The sequence below is a fragment of the Miniphocaeibacter sp. genome (assembly GCF_049276255.1).
Lineage (GTDB): Bacteria > Bacillota > Clostridia > Tissierellales > Peptoniphilaceae > Miniphocaeibacter.
In genome coordinates this window covers 1-20,859 of the sequence record NZ_JBASWB010000048.1, presented here as the reverse complement: position 1 = coordinate 20,859, position 20,859 = coordinate 1, and the positions used below count along the sequence as shown (strand labels likewise).

20 protein-coding genes are annotated in these 20,859 nt (G+C 29.4%); 2 read left to right on the top strand and 18 right to left on the bottom strand.

Annotation, left to right across the window (positions count from 1 at the left end):
• Positions 1-580, bottom strand: a 580-nt coding sequence (locus WAO56_RS05275; protein ID WP_422146292.1) for a helix-hairpin-helix domain-containing protein, incomplete at its 3' end; no start/stop codon positions are given.
• 158 nt (positions 581-738) lie between these two features.
• A complete protein-coding gene (gene murA / locus WAO56_RS05270) occupies positions 739-2,010 on the bottom strand; it encodes a UDP-N-acetylglucosamine 1-carboxyvinyltransferase (protein WP_422146291.1) in 1,272 nt (423 codons plus the stop codon).
• Between the two features lie 124 nt (positions 2,011-2,134).
• On the opposite strand from murA, the gene WAO56_RS05265 reads away from it, so the two are divergent.
• Positions 2,135-2,707, top strand: a complete 573-nt coding sequence (locus WAO56_RS05265; protein ID WP_422144592.1) for an ECF transporter S component — start codon at positions 2,135-2,137, stop codon at positions 2,705-2,707.
• Between the two features lie 75 nt (positions 2,708-2,782).
• Here WAO56_RS05265 and WAO56_RS05260 read toward each other — a convergent pair whose 3' ends face one another.
• From WAO56_RS05260 to WAO56_RS05240, 5 genes are read right to left on the bottom strand one after another with little or no spacing between them, the layout of a single operon-like run.
• Positions 2,783-3,406 carry a hypothetical protein gene (locus tag WAO56_RS05260; RefSeq protein WP_422144593.1) on the bottom strand — a complete coding sequence of 208 codons (624 nt, stop codon included), beginning with the start codon at positions 3,404-3,406 and terminating at the stop codon, positions 2,783-2,785.
• The gene (locus WAO56_RS05255) at positions 3,369-4,652 is read right to left on the bottom strand and encodes an ABC transporter permease (protein ID WP_422144594.1); all 1,284 of its coding nucleotides are present in this window, start codon (positions 4,650-4,652) and stop codon (positions 3,369-3,371) included. Before WAO56_RS05255 ends, WAO56_RS05260 begins: the two co-directional genes overlap by 38 nt.
• Positions 4,652-5,530 carry an ABC transporter ATP-binding protein gene (locus WAO56_RS05250; protein WP_422144595.1) on the bottom strand — a complete coding sequence of 293 codons (879 nt, stop codon included), beginning with the start codon at positions 5,528-5,530 and terminating at the stop codon, positions 4,652-4,654. Before WAO56_RS05250 ends, WAO56_RS05255 begins: the two co-directional genes overlap by 1 nt.
• Before the next feature lie 48 nt (positions 5,531-5,578).
• Positions 5,579-6,688: a sensor histidine kinase gene (locus WAO56_RS05245; protein ID WP_422144596.1), complete on the bottom strand. Its 1,110-nt coding sequence runs from the start codon at positions 6,686-6,688 to the stop codon at positions 5,579-5,581.
• On the bottom strand, positions 6,676-7,335 hold the full coding sequence (locus tag WAO56_RS05240) for a response regulator transcription factor (RefSeq protein WP_422144597.1): 660 nt from the start codon (positions 7,333-7,335) through the stop codon (positions 6,676-6,678). The genes WAO56_RS05245 and WAO56_RS05240 overlap by 13 nt, the downstream gene beginning before the upstream one ends.
• Before the next feature lie 182 nt (positions 7,336-7,517).
• Between WAO56_RS05240 and WAO56_RS05235 the strand changes: the two genes are divergently transcribed.
• A complete protein-coding gene (locus tag WAO56_RS05235) occupies positions 7,518-8,528 on the top strand; it encodes an aldose epimerase family protein (RefSeq protein WP_422144598.1) in 1,011 nt (336 codons plus the stop codon).
• A 164-nt stretch (positions 8,529-8,692) separates the two neighbouring features.
• Here the strand turns inward: WAO56_RS05235 and xylB are convergent, their stop codons facing one another.
• The 11 genes from xylB to WAO56_RS05180 all read right to left on the bottom strand — a co-directional run.
• On the bottom strand, positions 8,693-10,198 hold the full coding sequence (xylB, locus tag WAO56_RS05230; protein ID WP_422144599.1) for a xylulokinase: 1,506 nt from the start codon (positions 10,196-10,198) through the stop codon (positions 8,693-8,695).
• 50 nt (positions 10,199-10,248) lie between these two features.
• On the bottom strand, positions 10,249-11,565 hold the full coding sequence (gene xylA, locus WAO56_RS05225; protein WP_422144600.1) for a xylose isomerase: 1,317 nt from the start codon (positions 11,563-11,565) through the stop codon (positions 10,249-10,251).
• 6 nt (positions 11,566-11,571) lie between these two features.
• Positions 11,572-12,204 (bottom strand): ABC transporter permease subunit, encoded by a 633-nt coding sequence (locus tag WAO56_RS05220; RefSeq protein WP_422146290.1) that lies wholly within the window; start codon positions 12,202-12,204, stop codon positions 11,572-11,574.
• Between the two features lie 11 nt (positions 12,205-12,215).
• Positions 12,216-12,746, bottom strand: coding sequence for an ABC transporter permease subunit (locus WAO56_RS05215; protein ID WP_422144602.1), 531 nt, complete (start codon positions 12,744-12,746; stop codon positions 12,216-12,218).
• Position 12,747: 1 nt separating this feature from the next.
• A complete protein-coding gene (gene mmsA / locus WAO56_RS05210; RefSeq protein ID WP_422144603.1) occupies positions 12,748-14,283 on the bottom strand; it encodes a multiple monosaccharide ABC transporter ATP-binding protein in 1,536 nt (511 codons plus the stop codon).
• A 69-nt stretch (positions 14,284-14,352) separates the two neighbouring features.
• Positions 14,353-15,465: a multiple monosaccharide ABC transporter substrate-binding protein gene (gene chvE / locus WAO56_RS05205; RefSeq protein WP_422144604.1), complete on the bottom strand. Its 1,113-nt coding sequence runs from the start codon at positions 15,463-15,465 to the stop codon at positions 14,353-14,355.
• A gap of 15 nt (positions 15,466-15,480) precedes the next feature.
• On the bottom strand, positions 15,481-16,449 hold the full coding sequence (locus WAO56_RS05200; protein WP_422144605.1) for a LacI family DNA-binding transcriptional regulator: 969 nt from the start codon (positions 16,447-16,449) through the stop codon (positions 15,481-15,483).
• 373 nt (positions 16,450-16,822) lie between these two features.
• Positions 16,823-17,626 carry a pyrroline-5-carboxylate reductase gene (gene proC, locus WAO56_RS05195; RefSeq protein ID WP_422144606.1) on the bottom strand — a complete coding sequence of 268 codons (804 nt, stop codon included), beginning with the start codon at positions 17,624-17,626 and terminating at the stop codon, positions 16,823-16,825.
• Positions 17,627-17,639: 13 nt separating this feature from the next.
• The gene (locus WAO56_RS05190) at positions 17,640-19,133 is read right to left on the bottom strand and encodes a 4Fe-4S dicluster domain-containing protein (RefSeq protein WP_422144607.1); all 1,494 of its coding nucleotides are present in this window, start codon (positions 19,131-19,133) and stop codon (positions 17,640-17,642) included.
• A gap of 5 nt (positions 19,134-19,138) precedes the next feature.
• Positions 19,139-19,423, bottom strand: a complete 285-nt coding sequence (locus WAO56_RS05185) for an NAD(P)H-dependent oxidoreductase subunit E (protein WP_422144608.1) — start codon at positions 19,421-19,423, stop codon at positions 19,139-19,141.
• A 114-nt stretch (positions 19,424-19,537) separates the two neighbouring features.
• A partial coding sequence (locus WAO56_RS05180) for a M3 family metallopeptidase (protein ID WP_422146289.1) occupies positions 19,538-20,859 on the bottom strand: 1,322 nt, incomplete at its 5' end.

Below are 20,859 nucleotides of genomic sequence, written 5' to 3'. Positions count from 1 at the left end.
CATCAGCTGTTTTAAAACCAATTCCCCAAATATCATTAATTAATTGATAGGGATTAGTTTCAATTCTAGAAATAGTCTCATCTCCATACTCTTTTATAATCTTTTGTGATTGCCCCATGGGAATTCCTAACCCTTGCAAAAATATAATAGTATCCTGAACTTTTAATTCTTCCTCTAATGCATCATAAATATCCTGATATTTCTTTTTTCCTATTCCTTCAACTTCCATTAACCTTGCTGGATTATGTCTTAATATATCCAAGGTATCAATTCCAAATCTATCTACTATTCGCTTTGCCATTTTTTTCCCAATATGAGGAAGAACTCTGGAGGATAAATATCTTTCAATTGATAAAATTGATGTACCAGTAATTATTTCATAAGATTCTATACTAATTTGTTCTCCATATTTATTATGGTATACAAAATCTCCATTGATTTTTAAACTATCACCAACTACAACATTAGGAACTATTCCTACTGCTGTTATTTCCCCATCTGATGTATCTAGTTTCATAACCTTATAACCATTGTCATCATTACTGTATATAATATTTTCTATTATTCCTTCTATTTCCATAATTTCCTCACATAATTTAAAAAGTTGCAATAATCAATTAATTACCTTTAATTATATAACTAATCTAGAATTTACCAAAATAAAAAGCAGACAGATTTTTCCATGTCTACTTTTAAAATTTTATATTAAGAATATTTACTTGTTTAAAATTAATTTCCTTATAAATCTACATCTATTCTACTGATTTTAGCCCCTAAAGAATTTAATTTTCCTACAATATCATCATATCCTCTATCTATATGATAAATATCCGATATATAAGTTTTTCCTTCTGCTGCAAGTCCTGCTAAAATAAGAGCTGCACCAGCACGTAAATCTGTAGCTTTAACTTCTGCTCCCTTTAATACAGGTACTCCTGCTATTCTAGCTTCCCTTGCATCTGTTGCAATAATAGCTCCCATTCTTAATAGTTCATCAACGTGCATAAACCTATTTTCAAACACGGTCTCTGTAACTTTAGATTGTCCTTTTGCTATTGTTAAAAGTGCCATAAATTGTGCTTGAACATCTGTAGGAAAGCCAGGATATGGTAAAGTCTTAATATCTGTTCCAATAGGATCTTTAGCACCTACTACTCTAAGCACATCTTGATCTTCATTAACATACACTTTACAACCAACTTCTTTTAACTTTGCTATTATTGGCATAACATGACTAGCTATACAGTTTTCTATTGTAATATCGCCCTTAGTTATAGCTGCAGCAACCATAAAAGTAGCAGCCTCTATTCTGTCAGGTATAATTGAATGTTGTACTCCTGTTAATTTTTTAACACCTTTGATTCTAATTGCAGAAGTTCCAGCCCCTTTAATGTTAGCTCCCATTTTATTTAAAAAGTTTACTAAATCTACTATTTCCGGTTCTTTAGCAGCATTTTCTATAGTAGTTTCACCTTCAGCTAAGGTTGCTGCCATTATAATATTTTGTGTAGCTCCAACTGATGGAAAATCTAAATAGATAATATCTCCCTTTAGTCCATCTTCAGCTGTTGCTTCAATTTTATCTATTCCTTCGTCTACTACAGCTCCTAGGGCTTTAAATCCCTTTAAATGTAAATCAATAGGTCTTTTTCCTATAGCACATCCTCCAGGTAAGTATGTCATGGTTTTGCCAAATCTTGCCAATAATGGTCCCATAACTAAAAAAGAAGCTCTCATTCTATTCATTAGTTCCATTGGAGCCTCATACCCAGTTAAATTCGATGAATCTATTTGTACTGTATTCTTTTCTAAAAATTCTACTTTTGCGCCTAATGATTTTAATACTTCTAATATTACTTCTATATCACTTAATTTCGGTACATTTTCTAAAATAATTGGTTCTGTTCCCAATAAAGAGGCAGCTATAATAGGCAAGGCCGCATTTTTAGCTCCATCAATACTAACAGTTCCAGTAAGTGGTCCACTATTTGTTACAACTATCTTTTCCACAATTCCTCCATTTTTTATCATTATCTTATCTATAATCCCTGATAATTATATCATAAATCATTATTTTATGATATAATAAAAATGCTACAAAAAATCAACAATTAGCCATTTTAAAGGAGGTAATATGAAAAACTTAACTACAAAAAAACTAACCATTATAGGTTTATTGACTGCATTAACAATTATACTTGGTTTAACTCCCTTAGGATTTATTCCCCTTGGAGTTACTAAAATAACAACAATGGCTATCCCAACAATCATTGGAGCAATAATTGGCGGTCCATTAGTTGGAGGATTTGTTGGTCTTGTCTTTGGTTTTTTATCAATATTCCAAAGTATAACTTCTCCAACAATATTGTCTTTTATGTTTTACAATCCATTGGTTTCTGTACTACCAAGGGTTTTAATTGGTGTTGTATCAGGTTATTTATATAAACTTTTAAATAAATTAAAATTAAATGACTTAATAGCTTGTGGAATTACCGGTGCTGTTGGATCTATTGTTAATACAGTTGGAGTATTGGGAATGGCTTATATCTTTTTTGCCGATAAAATTAGTAGTGTTAGTAGCGGATTAAATGCCTCTACAGTTTTAATTGGAATTGCTGCAGCAAATGCTCCCTTTGAAATTATAGCCAATACAATACTAGTAGGACTAATTGGCATGGCTCTTCTAAAATCAAAAAGAAAAATATAATTATACATATCCAATAATAAAAAAGTAATTTCATTGCTTAATTCCTAATGAAATTACTTTTTTAAAGTTTTAAAATTATCTGCTTTTTCTTATTCTTACTAACACTCCTAAAATTATAAGCACAACTCCTACAATAAAGCAGTATTCATACTTTAAATCCAAGCCATATTTTAATCTAAAGAGAAATATTTCCTTTAATTTCTCATAACCTAAAAAACTATTTGCCATAAAATATAGTATTGGAACTAAATAGCCAATTATTAAATTAAATGTAATTCCAAAGAAAAACACCCCAAGACTTCCATATAAAAATCCTATACCTATTGATTGGGGAATTATTGTTTTATAATCCATGTAGGAACCATTATTTTTTAAAAATATTGCAAATACTAAGGTTATTAATATATACACTAATATTCTAACAATAATCCTAACCACTAATGTTACTGTAAAGTTTGTTCTTCTTGTTCTTATTGTTTGTTCAATACCATAATCCTGTTCCTGTTCAAATACCGGAGTAATTAAAATAATTCCTATTAAAGGCAAGTACATTTCCATTACATTTATTGAATTATCTTTACTTAAGTTACTAAATCCAAAAAATATGAATATTATAAAAAACACCGATAACGAAATGAAAATAGGTTTTAAAGTATTGTATTTAAGCTCTTTTCTTACGATTATTGCCGACTCTTTCAATTCTAACCATACCTCCATTTCTTTTTAAATCAAATATTTTTATTGCTAGTAAAATAAATACTACAGATACGGCTGTATAAATAGCCCTATTTGTAAAAACCGATCCTATATTGTTGAAATAAAACTCCGTATTTCCAAAAGTATTATGACGTAATATTAATGGCCAGTCATATCCTGCAGCAATATCGTTTCCAGTTATAAACAATATCCACAATACCAACATTCCAACTATTCCTACAGGGTAATTAGTCAATATTGTTATTAGCGTTCCAAAAGCTAAAACAAATAACAGATTTGGCAAAATCCAAAGTAAAATATATTTATAAAAGGCAAATATATCTACATTTTCCACTCCATAAACGGAAATTACCTTAACATTATATATGGTCGCCAAAATAAAAATTGCAAAGGCAAATACAATAAACATGGCTAAAACCCTAGTTAATACTAACTTTGTGCTTCCTACGGATTTTGAATTTATTATTTCCAATGCACCTGATGTCTTATCTTGGTACCAAATAAAAACCGCTAAAAGTATTGGAGCAAAGGATATGATTATTCCTAAATAATCACAAAATAATCTAGCGTAAGCTCCTGTAAACTTGTCTTTATTCTTTATTATATTATAGTCTTCAACAGCATCTTCATAGTCCATAGGAACATCACCATAGGCTGATACAACCTTCTTTTCGCTGTAATGACTTCCCCCTCCTACTAGGTCATCAACTAAATTCATTATTTTTAGAAATTCCTTTTTACCTGTAGTAGAATAGTTTAAACCTTCATAAAATTCTGGTTCTGTCGATGATTTTTTTACTTCTTCCAAGGATTTACCCGTTAATTTCGACAAATACTTTGCCATTTGTTCCTGCTCACTACTTGAAAGTTGTATCTCTTTATAAAAACCAAAAGGATAGGTAGCATAACTGTTTTCATTAAATTCATATATTAATCTTTCTACTGAATTTTCTTGAACTACAGTTATATCATCTGTCTTTTTACTTCCATAGCCCGCCTCTTCATATATTATAGAATTTTCATATACTAAAACCTCTTCCCCATCTATTACTTCCTTTTTAGCCTTCCTTACCATTTCTTCATGTCTTTTTTTTGCTAAGGCAGGATCTTCATCATGTATATCATTTATGTCCATTTGCATAAACATAAAACCAAAAATTATAACAAGAGAAATATAGAATATTGGACTTTTAAAAATTCTTTTTATTTCAAGAAATAAGAGTTTCATTATTTCACCCCTGACACATCATAAATTACATTTAAATAACTGTCTTCAATACTTGGTTCCACCGGTATAAAGGAACTTACAGGACTTCCTTTATATAGGAATTTCATTTCTACAAACTCCCCGTTATCCCTTTGAGATGTAATAATATACCTATTTTTAAAGTCCTTAATATTTTCAAAAGCAATGTTGGTCTTATAAACAAAACCTCTAGCCATACCTTTTAAATCATCGACTTTCCCATTAAAAACAATTTTTCCTTCATTCATAATTGCAAGATTTTTAGATGTACTTTCAATATCTCCTGCAATATGAGTAGACAATATTACAACCTTGTCCTCTGCTAAATCGGCTAAAATATTTCTAAACCTTATTCTTTCTTCAGGGTCCAGTCCAGCTGTAGGCTCATCTACAATTAAAACCTTTGGATTATGTATAATAGCCTGTCCTATACCAAGTCGACGTTTCATTCCACCTGAAAGGGATTTTACTTTTTTCTTTCTATCATTTTGTAAATTTATTAAATCTAAAACATCTTCAACTCTTTTATTTAATATATTTGATTTCATACCGGACAAAGTACCTAAGTATTTTAAAGCTTCATCTACTTTCATATTTGGATACATGTTAAAATCCTGTGGAAGATAACCAATAATCTCCCTAATTTGTTTTCTATTGGAAATATCTATACCACATACTGATATTTCACCGGATTTTTTCTCTAGTAAGCCAACTACGGTCTTCATTAAAGTAGACTTACCAGCACCATTTCTTCCTAAAAGTCCAAACATTCCTTTATTTATATTTAAATCTATTCCATGTAGAACTTTTTTTCTACCATAACTTACATTTAAATTATTTATTACTATGTTCTCATGCATAAAAAAACACCCTCCTTAATATCTTAAGAAGAGTGTACTAAAGAATTTTCAATTATTTTCCAATTTTATTTCAAAAGAAACTTTCCCGCCATTTTTTGTGTTCTCTAAATTTAAATCACCACCATAGTAGCCTAAAATATTATTTGAAATATTAAGCCCTAATCCCAGATTTTCCTTGTTTGGATTTTCTGTAAAGAATTGTGTCTTTCCATTTACTAAAGCTTCATTACTAAAGCCCTTACCATCATCTAATACCTCTACATAGAGCATCTTATTTTCCACCTTAAAATTAATTTCTATATTTTCCTTGGCAAATCTAATAGCATTATCAATAAGATTGTGCATCACTTCAGAAATTAAAATATCGTCAAAATAACAAGTAATTTTATCTTTAGGATAATTCCATACTAACTTCTTTCTGGATTCCAAGGCAGAATAATCCATAATCAAAACTTCTACAAATTCCTCCAATAATACATTTCTATTATTTACTTCTATCGTTTCAAGTTTTCTTAAACTATCAAGCCTATTTATATAATTTTCTATTCTTTTTATATTTTTATTTGTAGAAATAATTAAACTTTCAAAACTTTCATTATCATTTTTATCTATTAATTCCATCATTTCTACATTTCCTTTAACAATTGCTAAAGGATTCTTAATATCATGACCAAAATCTGTAATTCTTTTATCAAAAGCATCCTTTTCCTTAATTAAGCTGATTTTATTATCATTTAAGTCACCAATGAAATCACTTAATTTATCATATAAAATATCCAGTTCGTTATAATTTTCTTCCTTATAAACTTCCCCTGTTAATTCATATAAGTCCAATATAACATCATCTATTTTATCCTTATAAAACCTTCTAAAACCCAATAATGAAGAAACAACTGTAGCTATTGAAAATGCTATACTCCTATAATTTTTTAATATTTTATTTATCAATACTGTTATCCTACTATTTTGGAGTAGCATATATAGCTCATTTGGATTTTTCTCTACAAAAACTGCACTTTGTATTCCCCCTAGTATTGTAGTTAACATGGAAAAAACAAAAATAATCATAGCAATGCCAATAAAAATATATACTAAATTATAAATAAAAAAACTTGTTTTTAACTTGTGTTTTTTAGTTATTTCGTCTAGCCAATCCATTTATATCCTATGCCCCATACTGTGGAAATATATTCCCTTTCAGTGAATTTCTTTATTTTCCCCCTAATTTTTCTAACATGTTCTGCTATAACTGCAGAGTCCCCAAAAGAATCATAGGACCAAAGACTGTCATAAATTCTATCCTTATCGAAAACCATATTTGGATTTAAAGAAAGTAACTCAAGAATATCAAATTCGGTTTTCGTCATAATTATTTCCTCACCCTTATATTTAACAGTCCTTGCTCCATAGTCAATTTCTAAATCATCACTACCTTCTAGTTTTCTTTCCTCTCTTTGTAAATTGGTGTAGACCCTTGCATAGAGCTCATTGAGGGAAAAGGGCTTAACAATATAGTCTTCTGCTCCTAACATAAGCCCCTTAACCTTATCCGATTCTGAATTTCTTGCTGTTAAAAACAATATTGGAGCATTTGTTTTATTCCTTATGGATTTACAAACTTCAAAACCATCTACTTGTGGCATATTTATATCCAACAATATAATATCAGGCTCCTTGCTGATTAAGTCTAAAATATTTTCTCCGGAAGTAGAAGTAATGGTATCAAAATTTTTTAAAGTAAAAAACCTGTCTAGCATTTCTACCATTTCAATTTCATCATCTATAATTAAAATTTTCTTATTCATGTAATCACCATAATAAGTATATACTATAAATTTCAATAATTTTCCAAGAAATGAAATAGAAATTTAATATAAATGTTTCATTAAACTATAGCATTCTTTTGAAATTTAATACAAAAATATTATATTAGTTTTTGATAAAATAATTTGATAAAATATATATAATACATAAAAAGGAGAAATACATGAATATAAGAGAAAAGTCAGTTTTTTCTAAAGTATTAGAAAAAGAACTTGCTTTAATTACTTTGGAAAACGAAAGTTTATCTATAACTTTATCTAATTATGGTGCTATGATTACAAGTATAATAGTTAAACCGCAAAACATAGATGTTCTTCTAGGTTGTAACACAATTGACGAATATGTAAATCAAGATAAATATTTTGGAGCAACTATTGGAAGATATGCAAACCGTATAGGAAATGCAAGCTTTAAACTTAACAATAAAATATATAATATTAGTCCTAACGAATCACCTAACCATTTACATGGTGGAAATAAAGGATTTGACAAAAAAGTATGGAATTATAAAATAATTGATGATTCAGTTATATTTAGTTATTTTAGTGAAGATATGGAAGAAGGCTATCCTGGAAATTTAAATACCAAAGTAAAATATACTTTAAATGATTCCAATGAACTTCTAGTAGAATTTTATGCAAAATCTGATGAAGATACTATTGTTAACCTAACAAATCATTCATATTTTAATTTAAATGGAGAAAATAGTAACAGTGTTAAAAATCATATTGTAAGAATAAACTCTGATTTTATTACTGAAATAGATGAAAAAAATATCCCTACAGGAAACTTAACCAATATACTTAATACCAATTTTGATTTTAAAGAAGAAAGAAGTATTGAAGATGCTTTAAATTTATCAGAAACTATTATAGCTAAAGATTATGACCATAATTACGTCCTATTAGATAATAAAGAAGTTAATGCAAGTATTTTTTCCCCGTTAACAAATATAAAACTTGAATTATCTACTAGTTACCCATGTATACAATTTTATACAGGTTCTTTTTTAAATAACTTTAAAGGAAAAACAAGAAATTATAATAATTTTTCTTCAATTTGTATGGAGCCACAATTTGCACCTAATTCTATAAATATACCTGAATTTAAGCAACCTATTTTAAAAAAAGAAGAAGAATATTACGAGTTTATAAAATATAAATTTAGTATTTAATTTATTTTAAAAGCTGTTGACTTTTATTGCCAACAGCTTTTAAAATTTTCTAATATACAATATATTGAATTCTTAATAAATTAAATTAATATATTTAAATTAATTTCAAAAACATAAAGTATTTTATTTTGCTCTATTTTAATTTTTAAATAACATCCTCAATACTATAATTCTATAAGCTCCTTATTTATATCTTTCAAAGCCGGGTACAATTTTTTATATACTTTATAGTATTTACTATATTCATCTGTACTCGTTTCATTCGGTATATATTTTTTATCGTAAAATATAAACTTATCACTTATTTCTTTTAAATCATTATATTTTCCACATGCTATTGAGGAAAGCATTGCAGCTCCAAGGGTAGTTCCGCCTCCCTCCTGCATTTTTTCTATTGTACAGTTAAAATTATCGGCTATCATTTGTATCCAAGTTTTATTATTTGCTCCTCCTCCTGTTAAATAGATATTATCTATTTTTAGTCCTATTTCTCTTATAATACTTATACAATCTCTTAGAGAAAAAGTAATTCCTTCAATTACAGCTCTCATTAAATCTTTTCTCTTGTGTATTCCTGAAAGACCTATAAATGAACCTCTAATATTAGGATCTAGATGAGGAGTTCTCTCTCCCATTAAATAAGGGAGATATATAAGATTGTTACTTCCTATTTTTGATTCATTAATGTCATTTTCAATTTTTTCATATATTTCATTATCACCAATATCTTTGTAAAAATTATCTTTAAACCAATTTATAGATAGTCCAGCAGCTTGTGTAACACCCATTACATGCCATGTATTAGGAACTGCTGAACAAAATGTATGTATTCTACCCTTAGCGTCCATTTTTATATTATCACTTTGAGTAAATACCACACCACTAGTTCCTAAAGTAGCAAATGTTTCACCATCTTGAACCACACCACAACCAATAGCTGCAGCTGCATTATCTCCAGCACCAGCAGCAATCACAACTCTATGATTTATACCAAGTTCGCTGCAAAGTTCTTCTTTTAAATATCCGGTGCTTTCTACAGATTCATATAATTTAGGCAACATATCCATATCTATGTTAAAAGTATTACATATTTTCTCAGACCATTTTCTACCTGGTACATCTAATAACTGCATTCCACTAGCATCTGAAACATCTGTTGCATAATCTCCCGATAAATAAAACCTCAAATAATCTTTTGGTAACAATATATGTTTACATTTTTCAAATATTTCCGGTTCATTTTTTTGAACCCATAAAATTTTCGCTAAAGTAAATCCTGTTAATGCTGGATTAGCAGTAATTTCTATAATTTTTTCTTTTCCTAAAATCCTATTTATGTCATTTATTTCTTCTTCTGTTCTTTGATCATTCCACAATATGGCAGGTCTTAAAATATTGTTATCTTCATCAAGCATTACAAGACCATGCATTTGACCCGTTAATCCTATGCTTACCAATTTTTTTAATTCTGTAGAATAATTATTTTTTAATTCTTTTAATATTGAATTTATTGACTGTATCCAGTCTTCCGGTCTTTGTTCAGACCAACCATTTTTTATTTGTATTAACTCATAATCCCTTGTAGACACTGCTATTGATTTGAAATTTTCATCATATAATACAGCCTTTATTGACGAAGTTCCTAAATCAATTCCCAAGAAATAATTCATAATTCACCTCATGCTAATAGTTAAAGGCACAAAAAAATTGTGCCTCACCTTTATCTGTATAATATTTGATTTAAAATATTTTCCAAATATTCTTGTCTTCCACTTTCTAATTTTCCTTCATCATTATTATTTAAAGTATATTCTTCTAATTCCTCTAGAGATGTATTGTCTTCAATTATTTTTTTACCAATACCTTCATTGTAACTAGAATATCTACTCTCTACAAATTCATCTATTCTGCCATCTTCAATTATTTCATACGCCTTAATTAATCCCAAAGCAAAAGTATCCATTCCACTAATATATCCATATATTATATCTTCATAAGTAAATGAAGGTCTTCTTACTTTGGCATCAAAATTAAGTCCTCCATTAGTAAATCCTCCTGCCTTTATAATTTCCAGCATAGCCAATGTAGCTTCTTTAACATCTGTAGGAAATTGATCTGTATCCCATCCTAATTGATGATCACCTTGATTTGCATCAACACTACCTAAAACTCCATTTATCCTTGCAACTGCTAAATCATGATTGAAAGTATGACCTGCTAAGGTTGCATGATTTGCTTCTATATTTAGTTTAAAATCACCTAATAAATCATATTTTCTTAAAAAAGCTAAAACAGTTGACGCATCATAATCATATTGATGTTTTGTAGGTTCTTTAGGTTTTGGTTCAATATAAAAATCACCTTTGAATCCTTTACTTCTAGCATATTTCACAGCCATTTTCATTAGTCTGGCCATATTATCTAATTCAAAATCCATCCTTGTATTTAATAGAGTTTCATATCCTTCTCTACCGCCCCAGAATACATACCCTGTTCCACCTAATTCTATTGTCGCATCTATTGCGTTTTTTATTTGTGCTGCTGCATATGCAAAACTATCAGCTCTACAAGATGTACCAGCTCCATGCATATATCTTGGATTACCAAAACAATTTGCAGTACCCCACAATAATTTAATATCAGTTCCTGTCATTTTTTCTTTGATATATGTAACCATCTCTTTTAGATTATTTCTTGTTTCTTCAAATGTATTTCCTTCAGGTGATATATCTACATCATGAAAACAAAAATATTTTATTCCCATTTTTTTCATAAATTCAAAACCAGCATCTACTCTAGCTTTTGCTACTTTCATAGGATCTTCTTCATCGTATGTTCTATCTATAGTTGAATCTCCAAATTGATCTGTACCTGTTGCTGTAAGCGTATGCCACCAAGACATAGCGAATTTTAAATGTTCTTTCATTGTTTTCCCATCAATTATCCTATCAGCATCATAAAATTTATATGCAAATGGATTTGTTGATTTTGGTCCTTCATATTTTACTTCCGGCATATTTTTGAAAAATTTATTCATTATTTTTTATCCTTTCTTTTTTCTACTTATAATATCAAATGCAACTGCTACCAATAAAACCATACCTTTTATAGCTTGTTGCCAATCTATTCCTATACCCATAATAGACATACCATTATTTAAAATCCCCATTACAAGTCCACCAATTATGGCTCCTATTATTGTACCTACTCCACCTGAAGCTGAAGCTCCTCCTATATAGCAAGATGCTATAGCATCCAATTCTAATCCTGAACCAGCTGATGGTGCTGCTGCATTAAGTCTTCCTGAGAAAATAATTCCTGCTAAAGCCGCTAGTATTCCCATATTCACATATACTAAGAAAAATATTCTATTAGTATTTATTCCTGAAAGTTTAGTAGCTCTCTCATTTCCACCAAATGCATAGATGCTTCTTCCTAGTGTAGTTTTTTGTGTAATAAAGGTATAAAATATAACAAGTATAGTTAATATTATTAAAATAAAAGGAACCCCTTTATATAAACTTAACCAATATAATATAAACAATATAATGCCTATTTCAATTACTAATTTAGCTACAAATCTATTTAACGATGTTGTAATTAAACCATATTTAAAATCTTGCTTTCTTCTATTAACTTCATAAAACACAATAAATGAAACTAATATTATCGCCAAAATTATAGTGGTTAAACTAAATATCCCAATTTTTTTATCTCTGGAATAAATCCAGCTGCTAAATATTGATATGATTCCGGGAATGGTGCTAATGTGTTACCATTCAAGATCACCATTGTAAATCCCTTAAATATTAACATTCCTGCTAATGTAACTATAAATGCTGGAACTCTAATATAAGCAATCCAAAATCCTTGCCAAGCACCAACTAAGACTCCTACTAATAAGCAAATCAGTATTGTTAACGGTACAGACAATCCTTTTGTTACAATTAAATATCCTGCTATGGCACTAATCATTCCAAGTATAGATCCTACTGCTAAATCAACATTTCCTGTTAAAATACAGGGCAACATTCCAATAGCTAGTATTAATAGATAACTATTCTGCATTATTAATTTGGAAACATTCATAGGTTTTAATAAAACACCATCTGTGGCTATCTGGAAAAATATTGCTATAGCTATTAACGCCATAAACATCGCATACTTTCGTAAATCAATATTTATCTTTTTTTTAGATTTCTTATTTTCTAATTCCATATTACTCTCCTTTTGTTGACTGCATTATAGATTTCATAATATTCTCTTGACTTAGTGATTCTTTATTTAACTCTCCAACTATTTTTCCTTCATTCATAACATAAACCCTGTCACTAATTCCTATTATTTCCGGCATTTCTGAGGATATTACTATTACAGATCTACCTTCTTCAACAAGTTCATTTATAATATTATAAATTTCATATTTTGCACCAACATCTATCCCTCTTGTAGGCTCATCTAAAATTAATAAATCAGGATCTGAATAAATCCATCTAGCTAACATTATTTTTTGTTGGTTTCCTCCTGATAACTGACCTGATTTATACATAACATTTGGAGCCTTTATATTAAGCTTATCTTTATATTTGTTTGCAATATCTAATTCTTTATTTTCATTAATAATTCCATAATTGCTAATTTTATCTAATCTAGAAAGAGTCGTATTATTCTTTATACTTTGTTCTAGTATTAATCCTTGTGATTTTCTATCTTCTGTAACATATGCTATTCCTGCTTCTATAGCGTCTTTAGGACTTTCAATTTCTATTTTTTGTCCATCTTTATAAATCTCCCCTGATATATAGTTTCCATATGATTTTCCAAATATGCTCATGGCAAGTTCTGTACGACCAGAGCCCATCAGTCCCGCTATTCCTACAACTTCACCTTTTTTTATATTTATATTAGCATTATTAACAATAAGCTTGTCAGGTATAATGCTTGAGCCAATATTCCAATTTTTAATTTCAAATTGAATATCTCCAACTTTAGTGTTTCTTTCTGGAAATCTCTCTGTTAACTCTCTCCCAACCATACCTTTAATTATTCTGTCTTCTGAAATATTGTCTTTTTCTCTTAAAAGTGTCTCTATTGTTTTACCATCTCGAATAATTGTAATATCATCCGCAATTTTATTTATCTCATTTAATTTATGAGATATAATTATAGAAGTTATCCCTTCCTTTTTTAAACTAAGTATTAATTGAAGTAATTTTTCACTATCATTATCATTTAATGAAGCTGTTGGTTCATCTAGTATCAATAGTTTTACATTTTTAGATAAAGCTTTTGCAATTTCTACTAATTGTTGTTTTCCCACTCCAATTTCTTCAACTAATAAATTCAAATCTTCGTTTAATCCAACTAATATAGTATATTTTTCTGCATCTACATGGGTTTTTCCCCAGTCTATAATCCCTCTCTTATCCCTTTCATTTCCTAAAAATATATTTTCTTGTATTGAAAGATTAGGTACTAGGGCTAATTCTTGGTGGATAATAACAATACCTTTATTTTCGCTATCCTTAATATTTTTAAATTTGCACAATTCATTTTCAAATATAATTTCTCCTTCATAATTACCATAAGGATATACTCCACTAAGTACATTCATCAACGTTGATTTTCCTGCTCCATTCTCACCAACTATAGCATGAACAGTTCCCTCTCTAACATTTAAATTAACATTATCTAGAGCTTTTACTCCTGGGAACTCCTTAGTAATATTTTTCATTTGTAATATGTAATTTGACATATTATCCTCCTTAATTAAGAAGCTATAAATAAACTTGTATAGCTTCTTAATTATTAACTATTTTAAGATTTATTTACTTACATCTTCTTCAGTATAATAACCACTGTCAATTAATAGCTCTTTGTAATTTTCTTTTGTAACAGCCTCCGGTTCTAAAAGAAATGAAGGTACTACTTTAACGCCATTGTCATATGTTGTAGTATCATTAACTGGTGCCTCACTACCTTTTATGATAGCATCTACCATTTCCACTACTTTGTTTGCTAATGCTCTTGTATCTTTAAAGACAGACATTGATTGTTCATCTGCTACTATTGCTTTAACATTAGCTATATTTGCATCTTGTCCCGTAATAACCGGCATAGGCTTATCTTCTGTCCCATAACCAGCAGATTTTAAGGCTGATTGCACTCCTAAAGATACTGAATCATTAGAACATAATACTGCATCTATTTTTTCTGATGTGTAATTTGCTGTAAGTATATTATCCATTCTAGCCTGGGCTTCTTGTTCATCCCAGTTTGTAATAGCTGCTTGTTCTTTAGATACTTGTCCTGACTTAACAACTAATTGACCATTATCAATATACGGTTGTAAAACTTTCATTGCACCGCCAAAGAAATAATTTACATTGTTATCATCTAAAGGTCCTGTAAATAATTCAATATTGAATGGTCCATTTCCTTCTTTTAAACCTAAAGTAGTTTCTAAGTATTCTCCTTGAATTTTACCCACATCTTCGTTATCGAATGTTGCGTAATAATCTACTGCATCAGTATTAACAATTAGTCGGTCATACGAAATTACTTTTATTCCTTCATCTTTAGCACTTTCCAAAACCGTACTTAGTGCTGTACCATCGATAGAACCTACAACTAAAACCTTTGCCCCTTTTGTAATCATATTTTCAATTTGTGATATTTGAGTATCTATTTTATTTTCCGCAAATTGTAATTCAACCTTATAGCCTAATTCCTTAAGAGCTTTTTCGATATTTGCCCCATCTTGATTCCATCTTTGCAAAGATTTTGTTGGCATTGATACTCCTATTAATTCCCCATCACCATTACCTTTTACATTCCCTGTTGAACTTGTCTCTTCCTTACCGCAAGCAGTTAGAGTCATTAATAACATAATACTTGCTAAAACTAAACTTAAAATTTTTTTACTTTTTGTTTTCATTTTTCCCTCCTAATTTTATGTACTCTTTCTTTGAATTAATTTTACCGGTTCTAAAAAATGTTTTTTCGGTAAATCTTTTCCTTCAATAATATCTATTAATAATTCCATACATTTTGAAGATATTTTATCCACAGGTTGATCGATAGTTGTTAGTTTTGGATAAATTAAATCTCCCATATAAGAATTATCAAATCCTATAATTTTTATATCTTCTGGAATTTTAATATTTTTTTCCAATAAATATCCTATAATTAATACTGCTGCTATATCATTAAAAGCAAAAATACCATCATATTGAGTAATGTCGTAATTTCTAATCATCTTCTCTAAGCTATATTCTAAATTAAAGTCACTGTCAAATTGTATAATATCAACTTTCACATTTTTATTTTTAGCTTCGTCTAAAAAACCTTTGCATCTGGATTCTGTAGCATCAAACCTGCTAGGACCCTTGATGTGAAGTATTTTTTTGCAACCTCTATTTTGTAGATGATTAAACGCTATTCGCCCCCCTTCATAGTTATCAGAAGAAACTGTAATAACATCATCATTAACCTCTGTTTCAAATGATATTATAGGTATTTTTGTTTTCGATATTTCTTCCTTTAATTGCGTTCTTGTAGTAATAATTCCTTGGACTCTATAACCCTTCAGTAGTTTAAATGCTTGTTTTTCTTTCTCAACATTATCATCTGTTGTGAAAAGGATTACACCATATCCTTTAGTTTGAGCTTCCCTTTCTAAATGCATAGTCATCTCAGCAAAAAAAGGATTTGATAAACTAGGAAGTAGAATTCCTATTAGTTTTGATTTGTTTTTAAAAACAGCTCTCGCATGCTCATTTGGAACATAATCTAATTCTTTAATTGCTATCTTTATTTTTTCAGCAGATTCTTTACTAACATATCCACTTTTGTTAATATATCTTGATATTGTTCCAATACTAAGTCCAGTTTCTTTTGCTATATCTCTAATTGAAGCCATTGAGCACCTCTTCTATCTATTGTGTAACATGTTACGCAATCTTCAAAAAATTTTGTTACATTTTCATTTAATTTTATCTTATTAAAATAAATACTGTAACGTGTTTCATATCTTAACTTTATTATATCTAAAAATTTAAATATGTCAATATAAAATTTAAGAATATAATATTCATTAATATAATAAATAAATTAACTATTTAAGGAAAACAAGAAATTATAATAATTTTTCTTCAATTTGTATGGAGCCACAATTTGCACCTAATTCTATAAATATACCAGAATTTAAACAACCTATTTTAAAAAAAGAAGATACATATTATGAATTTATAAAATATAAATTCTCATTTTAAAAGCAAGCCAACGGCTTGCTTTTATTTTTCTTCATTCATTTCCTTAAATCTATCTACTGTTTTGCCTATGCCCTTTATTATACTACTTCTGAATCCATTATTTTCCAGTTCAATAACTCCTGCAATAGTTGTTCCTCCTGGTGAGCAAACATTGTCCTTAAGTTCTCCTGGATGAATACCCGTTTCAAGAACCATTTTTGCTGCTCCTTCTACGGTTTTTGCAGCTAATTTATAAGAATCCTTTCTAGATATTCCCTCTTTTACTCCAGCATCTGCCATAGCCTCTATTAACATATAGATATAAGCAGGTCCTGAACCACTAATTGCTGAAAGTCCACCCATTAAGTCCTCTTTTATTATTACTGTTTCACCAAAACTATTTGTGAAGTTTATAATATCCTCTTTGTCAGAATCTGTCATATTATCCGAAAAACATAGTCCTGTTATTCCTGCGTTAACCATTGCAGGTGTATTTGGCATAGCTCTTGCAACTTTTATATTTTTACCAAATAAATTCTGAATTTCCTTTATTGAAAAACTTGGAGTTATATTCATAATTATAGTGTTTTCTGAAACACTATCTTTGATCTCCTCTATTATTTCAGCGTAGATATTTGGTTTTACTGCCAATACTATAATTTTAGATTTTTGTGCTACTTCTATATTATCTTTTGCACTAGTAACCTTATATTTTTCAACTATTTCTTCCGGATTTCTATTTTTTCTAAAAATAACTTCTGTGTTTTTAACATACTTATTCTTTAAGGCTCCAGAAAGCATAGCTTTACCCATATTTCCTAATCCAATAAAACCTAATTTAAACATTTTACCACCTTATTTATTCAAAATCCAAATTCATGTTATCCAATGGTAATTTAGATTTTGATTCTTTCATAAATTTTGCCAGTTCTCGTCTAACCCTTTGTGGTGAAGCTATTGTTCCTGCTCCTCCTATACATCCATTAGGACAAGCCATCCCTTCTAGTAAACAGCCTTTATATTTTCCAGCTTTAGCAATTTTCAACATCTTTATACAATCCTCTAAGGTTTCAGCATTTACTATTTCCACGTTTTTATTAGGGTTTAGTTCGTGTATTGTATCTTTTACTGCATGTGCTACTCCTCCAGCTTGAGCATATCCTCTTCCTGAAGAAGATGCATCATCTATTACACCATCAACTTCTATTTCTGATAATTCTATACCCTTTCCTACAAACATCCCCATTAATTCTTCAAAGGTTATTACAAAATCTATATGTTTTTTTACTTTTTCTGTTAATCCCTCTAGTTTCTTAGAAATACATGGCCCTATAAAAACCACTAAGGCTTCCGGATCTTTTTCTTTTATATACCTACCTGTATATGTCATTGGTGTTGATGAGTCGGATATTTGTCCTATTAATTCCGGAAACTCGTTTTTTACCATTAAATACCAAGAATGACAACAACTTGTTCCCATAAATTCTATTTCTTCCGGAACTCTTTCAATATATTCTAAAGCTTCTTCCATTGTTGTGAAATCGGCACCAAGGCCTACTTCCATTACATCTTTAAAGCCCAATCTTTTTATTCCTTCTTTTATTTGAATTGGTGAAGCTAAAGCACCAAATTGTCCAATAAATGAAGGAGCTACTTCTGCGTAGACATTTTTACCGGATTTTATTGCTTTAATTATTTGGTAAATCTGAGATTTGTCCGATATTGCACCAAATGGACACTCTGTAATACATCTACCACATGCTACACATTTATCCTGATTTATAGACGCCCTTCCTAAATAATCCGTTTCTATTGCCTTTACACCACATACGGATGCACAAGGTCTATCGTACATAATTATTGCATTGTAAGGACAAGCCTCTTTACATTTTCCACATTTTATACATTTTTCTTCATCTATTACAGCTTGATTTTTTTCTATTGTAATAGCATTTTTAGGACAAACATGAGAACATGGATGAGCTAAACATCTTCTACAGTTATTTGTTACATAATATGTTTTAGTAGGACAAGACTCACAAGCAAAAGGTATAACATTAATTAAAGGTTCTTCAAAAATTCTATGGTCTACATCTACACTTTCTATTCCATCTGTTATTGCACCTAAGTCTGAAGCTTGTCTTAATTTTAGCCCCAACCCCAGTCTTAAACGCTCACTTACTATTGCTCTTTCTAAAAAAATACTATCTCTGTAATTTGCAACTTCTCCCGGCAGTATTCTATAGACCGCTTTTCCAAGCTCCTCTAAAGGAGTGTCACTATAAGCCATTTTAGCTATTTCAGAAAAGACTTTAAGTCTTATATTGTTAATATCAAAATAGGTTTCTTTCATCTTCTTTACATTAATCCTTTAAAATCATATACTTTAAATATTTCTTCTAAAATTTTATCATTATTGGCATTTTCAATAGTTTTTCCATTTATGTAAACTACAGGTGATGCATCGTAAGCACCTTTACAATTTCTTCTGCATTTTATTGGGATAACTTCTATTTCTTCTATTTCTACTTCAGCTTCTTCTGCTCTTTCTCTCATATTTTCTGCCCAATCTTCAAAATAATCTAAGATATTCATTGCACTCATCATTGTACAAGATGAGCCTACACATATTTCTATTTTCATAACTCCCCCTAATAGTTAATTTTTTAATATATTATTGTATTTAAGTATATCATAGCCAATATGTAATTTACAAAACACAAAATACAAGATTTATATTTTGTGTTTTGACTTAACCTATATACTATCTACTAAACTTTCAATATACTTAATTGCATTTCTTAAAGGTTTTTCGGTAGTAATATCCACCCCTGCTTTTTTTGCCAATTCTATACTATTTAATGTGCCTCCGGCTTTTAATACTTCAATCCATTTTTTAGCTACTTCTTCTCCCTCTTCTTCGATTAACCGACTTACTTCTGTTCCTATTGTAAGCCCTGCCGAATAAGTATAAGAATAAAGCCCACTATAGTAATGAGGTTGTCTCATCCACGTTAGTTCTGCACCTTTTGTAATTTCAACATCAGGTCCCCAAAACTTCTCTAAGACCTCTCTGTAAATTGCTGACAAATCATCTGCACTAAAGGATTTACTTTCATCTATTAGTCTATATACCTCCCTTTGATAGGCAGCTTCTAGTAAATGTGTAACAAAATTATGGTAATAGGTTCTAGAAATAATTTGAGATTTTAAATATTTTTTCTCCTCTTCATCTCTAGCATTATTTACTAAATATCGCCCCATTATTAACTCATTTGTCGTAGATGGAGTTTCAATAAAATACATAGACACATCTGTATTTAAGATATTTTGATACTTGTTTGTTAAATTAAAATGACCTGCATGACCTAATTCATGGGCAAGTACCATAGCTTCTGTCATTTTACCGGTCCATGAAATCAATATAAAAGAATTTTTACCATAGGGACTTGAACAAAATGCTCCTGTTGATTTTCCATAGTTATTAACATAATCAATCCATCTGTTATTAAAAGCATTTTTTAATATATTTTTATATTCATCTCCTAAAACGGATAAGCCGTCTTCTACTAATTTTCTAGCGTCTTCCACGGAAATAACCTTATTAAAAGCTTTATTTGTGTCAATTTTTAAATCCATATAAGTAACTTTGTCTAATTTATTTCTTTCTCCAATGATTTTCGTATATTTTCTCATTACCGGAGCTAACTCTTTCATTATTATATCTATCTGTCTATTATATAGTTCCTCCGAAACTCTTTGTCTATGTAAAAGATATTCTGTTGTAGAGTTAAATCCCCTGATTTCAGATATAGCCTTGTCTTTTTGACAATGAGCTAAATAAGTTGCAGCTGTGGAATTTTTGTATTTTTCTAAAGTTTCAGAAAAAACTTTAAAAGCCTCTCTTCTTATTTCGGTATTATTGTGGTTTTCATACATGCCTTCAAAAAGATTATAACTTAATTCATATTCTTTTCCATTTACATAAAAGTTAGGAAATGTAATATCCTGTAATTTTATAGAATTGTATATTCCATAAAAAGAATTTAAGCTTCCATTTAATTTTTTAATGGATTTTT

What these genes read in the sequence shown, in the direction of transcription:
- WAO56_RS05265 (WP_422144592.1), top strand. Translation starts at nt 2,135, where the DNA reads ATGAAAAACTTAACTACAAAAAAACTAACCATTATAGGTTTATTGACT.
- WAO56_RS05255 (WP_422144594.1), bottom strand. Translation starts at nt 4,652, where the DNA reads ATGAAACTCTTATTTCTTGAAATAAAAAGAATTTTTAAAAGTCCAATA.
- WAO56_RS05250 (WP_422144595.1), bottom strand. Translation starts at nt 5,530, where the DNA reads ATGCATGAGAACATAGTAATAAATAATTTAAATGTAAGTTATGGTAGA.
- WAO56_RS05245 (WP_422144596.1), bottom strand. Translation starts at nt 6,688, where the DNA reads ATGGATTGGCTAGACGAAATAACTAAAAAACACAAGTTAAAAACAAGT.
- WAO56_RS05240 (WP_422144597.1), bottom strand. Translation starts at nt 7,335, where the DNA reads ATGAATAAGAAAATTTTAATTATAGATGATGAAATTGAAATGGTAGAA.
- WAO56_RS05235 (WP_422144598.1), top strand. Translation starts at nt 7,518, where the DNA reads ATGAATATAAGAGAAAAGTCAGTTTTTTCTAAAGTATTAGAAAAAGAA.
- xylB (WP_422144599.1), bottom strand. Translation starts at nt 10,198, where the DNA reads ATGAATTATTTCTTGGGAATTGATTTAGGAACTTCGTCAATAAAGGCT.
- xylA (WP_422144600.1), bottom strand. Translation starts at nt 11,565, where the DNA reads ATGAATAAATTTTTCAAAAATATGCCGGAAGTAAAATATGAAGGACCA.
- WAO56_RS05215 (WP_422144602.1), bottom strand. Translation starts at nt 12,746, where the DNA reads ATGGAATTAGAAAATAAGAAATCTAAAAAAAAGATAAATATTGATTTA.
- mmsA (WP_422144603.1), bottom strand. Translation starts at nt 14,283, where the DNA reads ATGTCAAATTACATATTACAAATGAAAAATATTACTAAGGAGTTCCCA.
- chvE (WP_422144604.1), bottom strand. Translation starts at nt 15,465, where the DNA reads ATGAAAACAAAAAGTAAAAAAATTTTAAGTTTAGTTTTAGCAAGTATT.
- WAO56_RS05200 (WP_422144605.1), bottom strand. Translation starts at nt 16,449, where the DNA reads ATGGCTTCAATTAGAGATATAGCAAAAGAAACTGGACTTAGTATTGGA.
- proC (WP_422144606.1), bottom strand. Translation starts at nt 17,626, where the DNA reads ATGTTTAAATTAGGTTTTATTGGATTAGGAAATATGGGTAAAGCTATG.
- WAO56_RS05190 (WP_422144607.1), bottom strand. Translation starts at nt 19,133, where the DNA reads ATGAAAGAAACCTATTTTGATATTAACAATATAAGACTTAAAGTCTTT.
- WAO56_RS05185 (WP_422144608.1), bottom strand. Translation starts at nt 19,423, where the DNA reads ATGAAAATAGAAATATGTGTAGGCTCATCTTGTACAATGATGAGTGCA.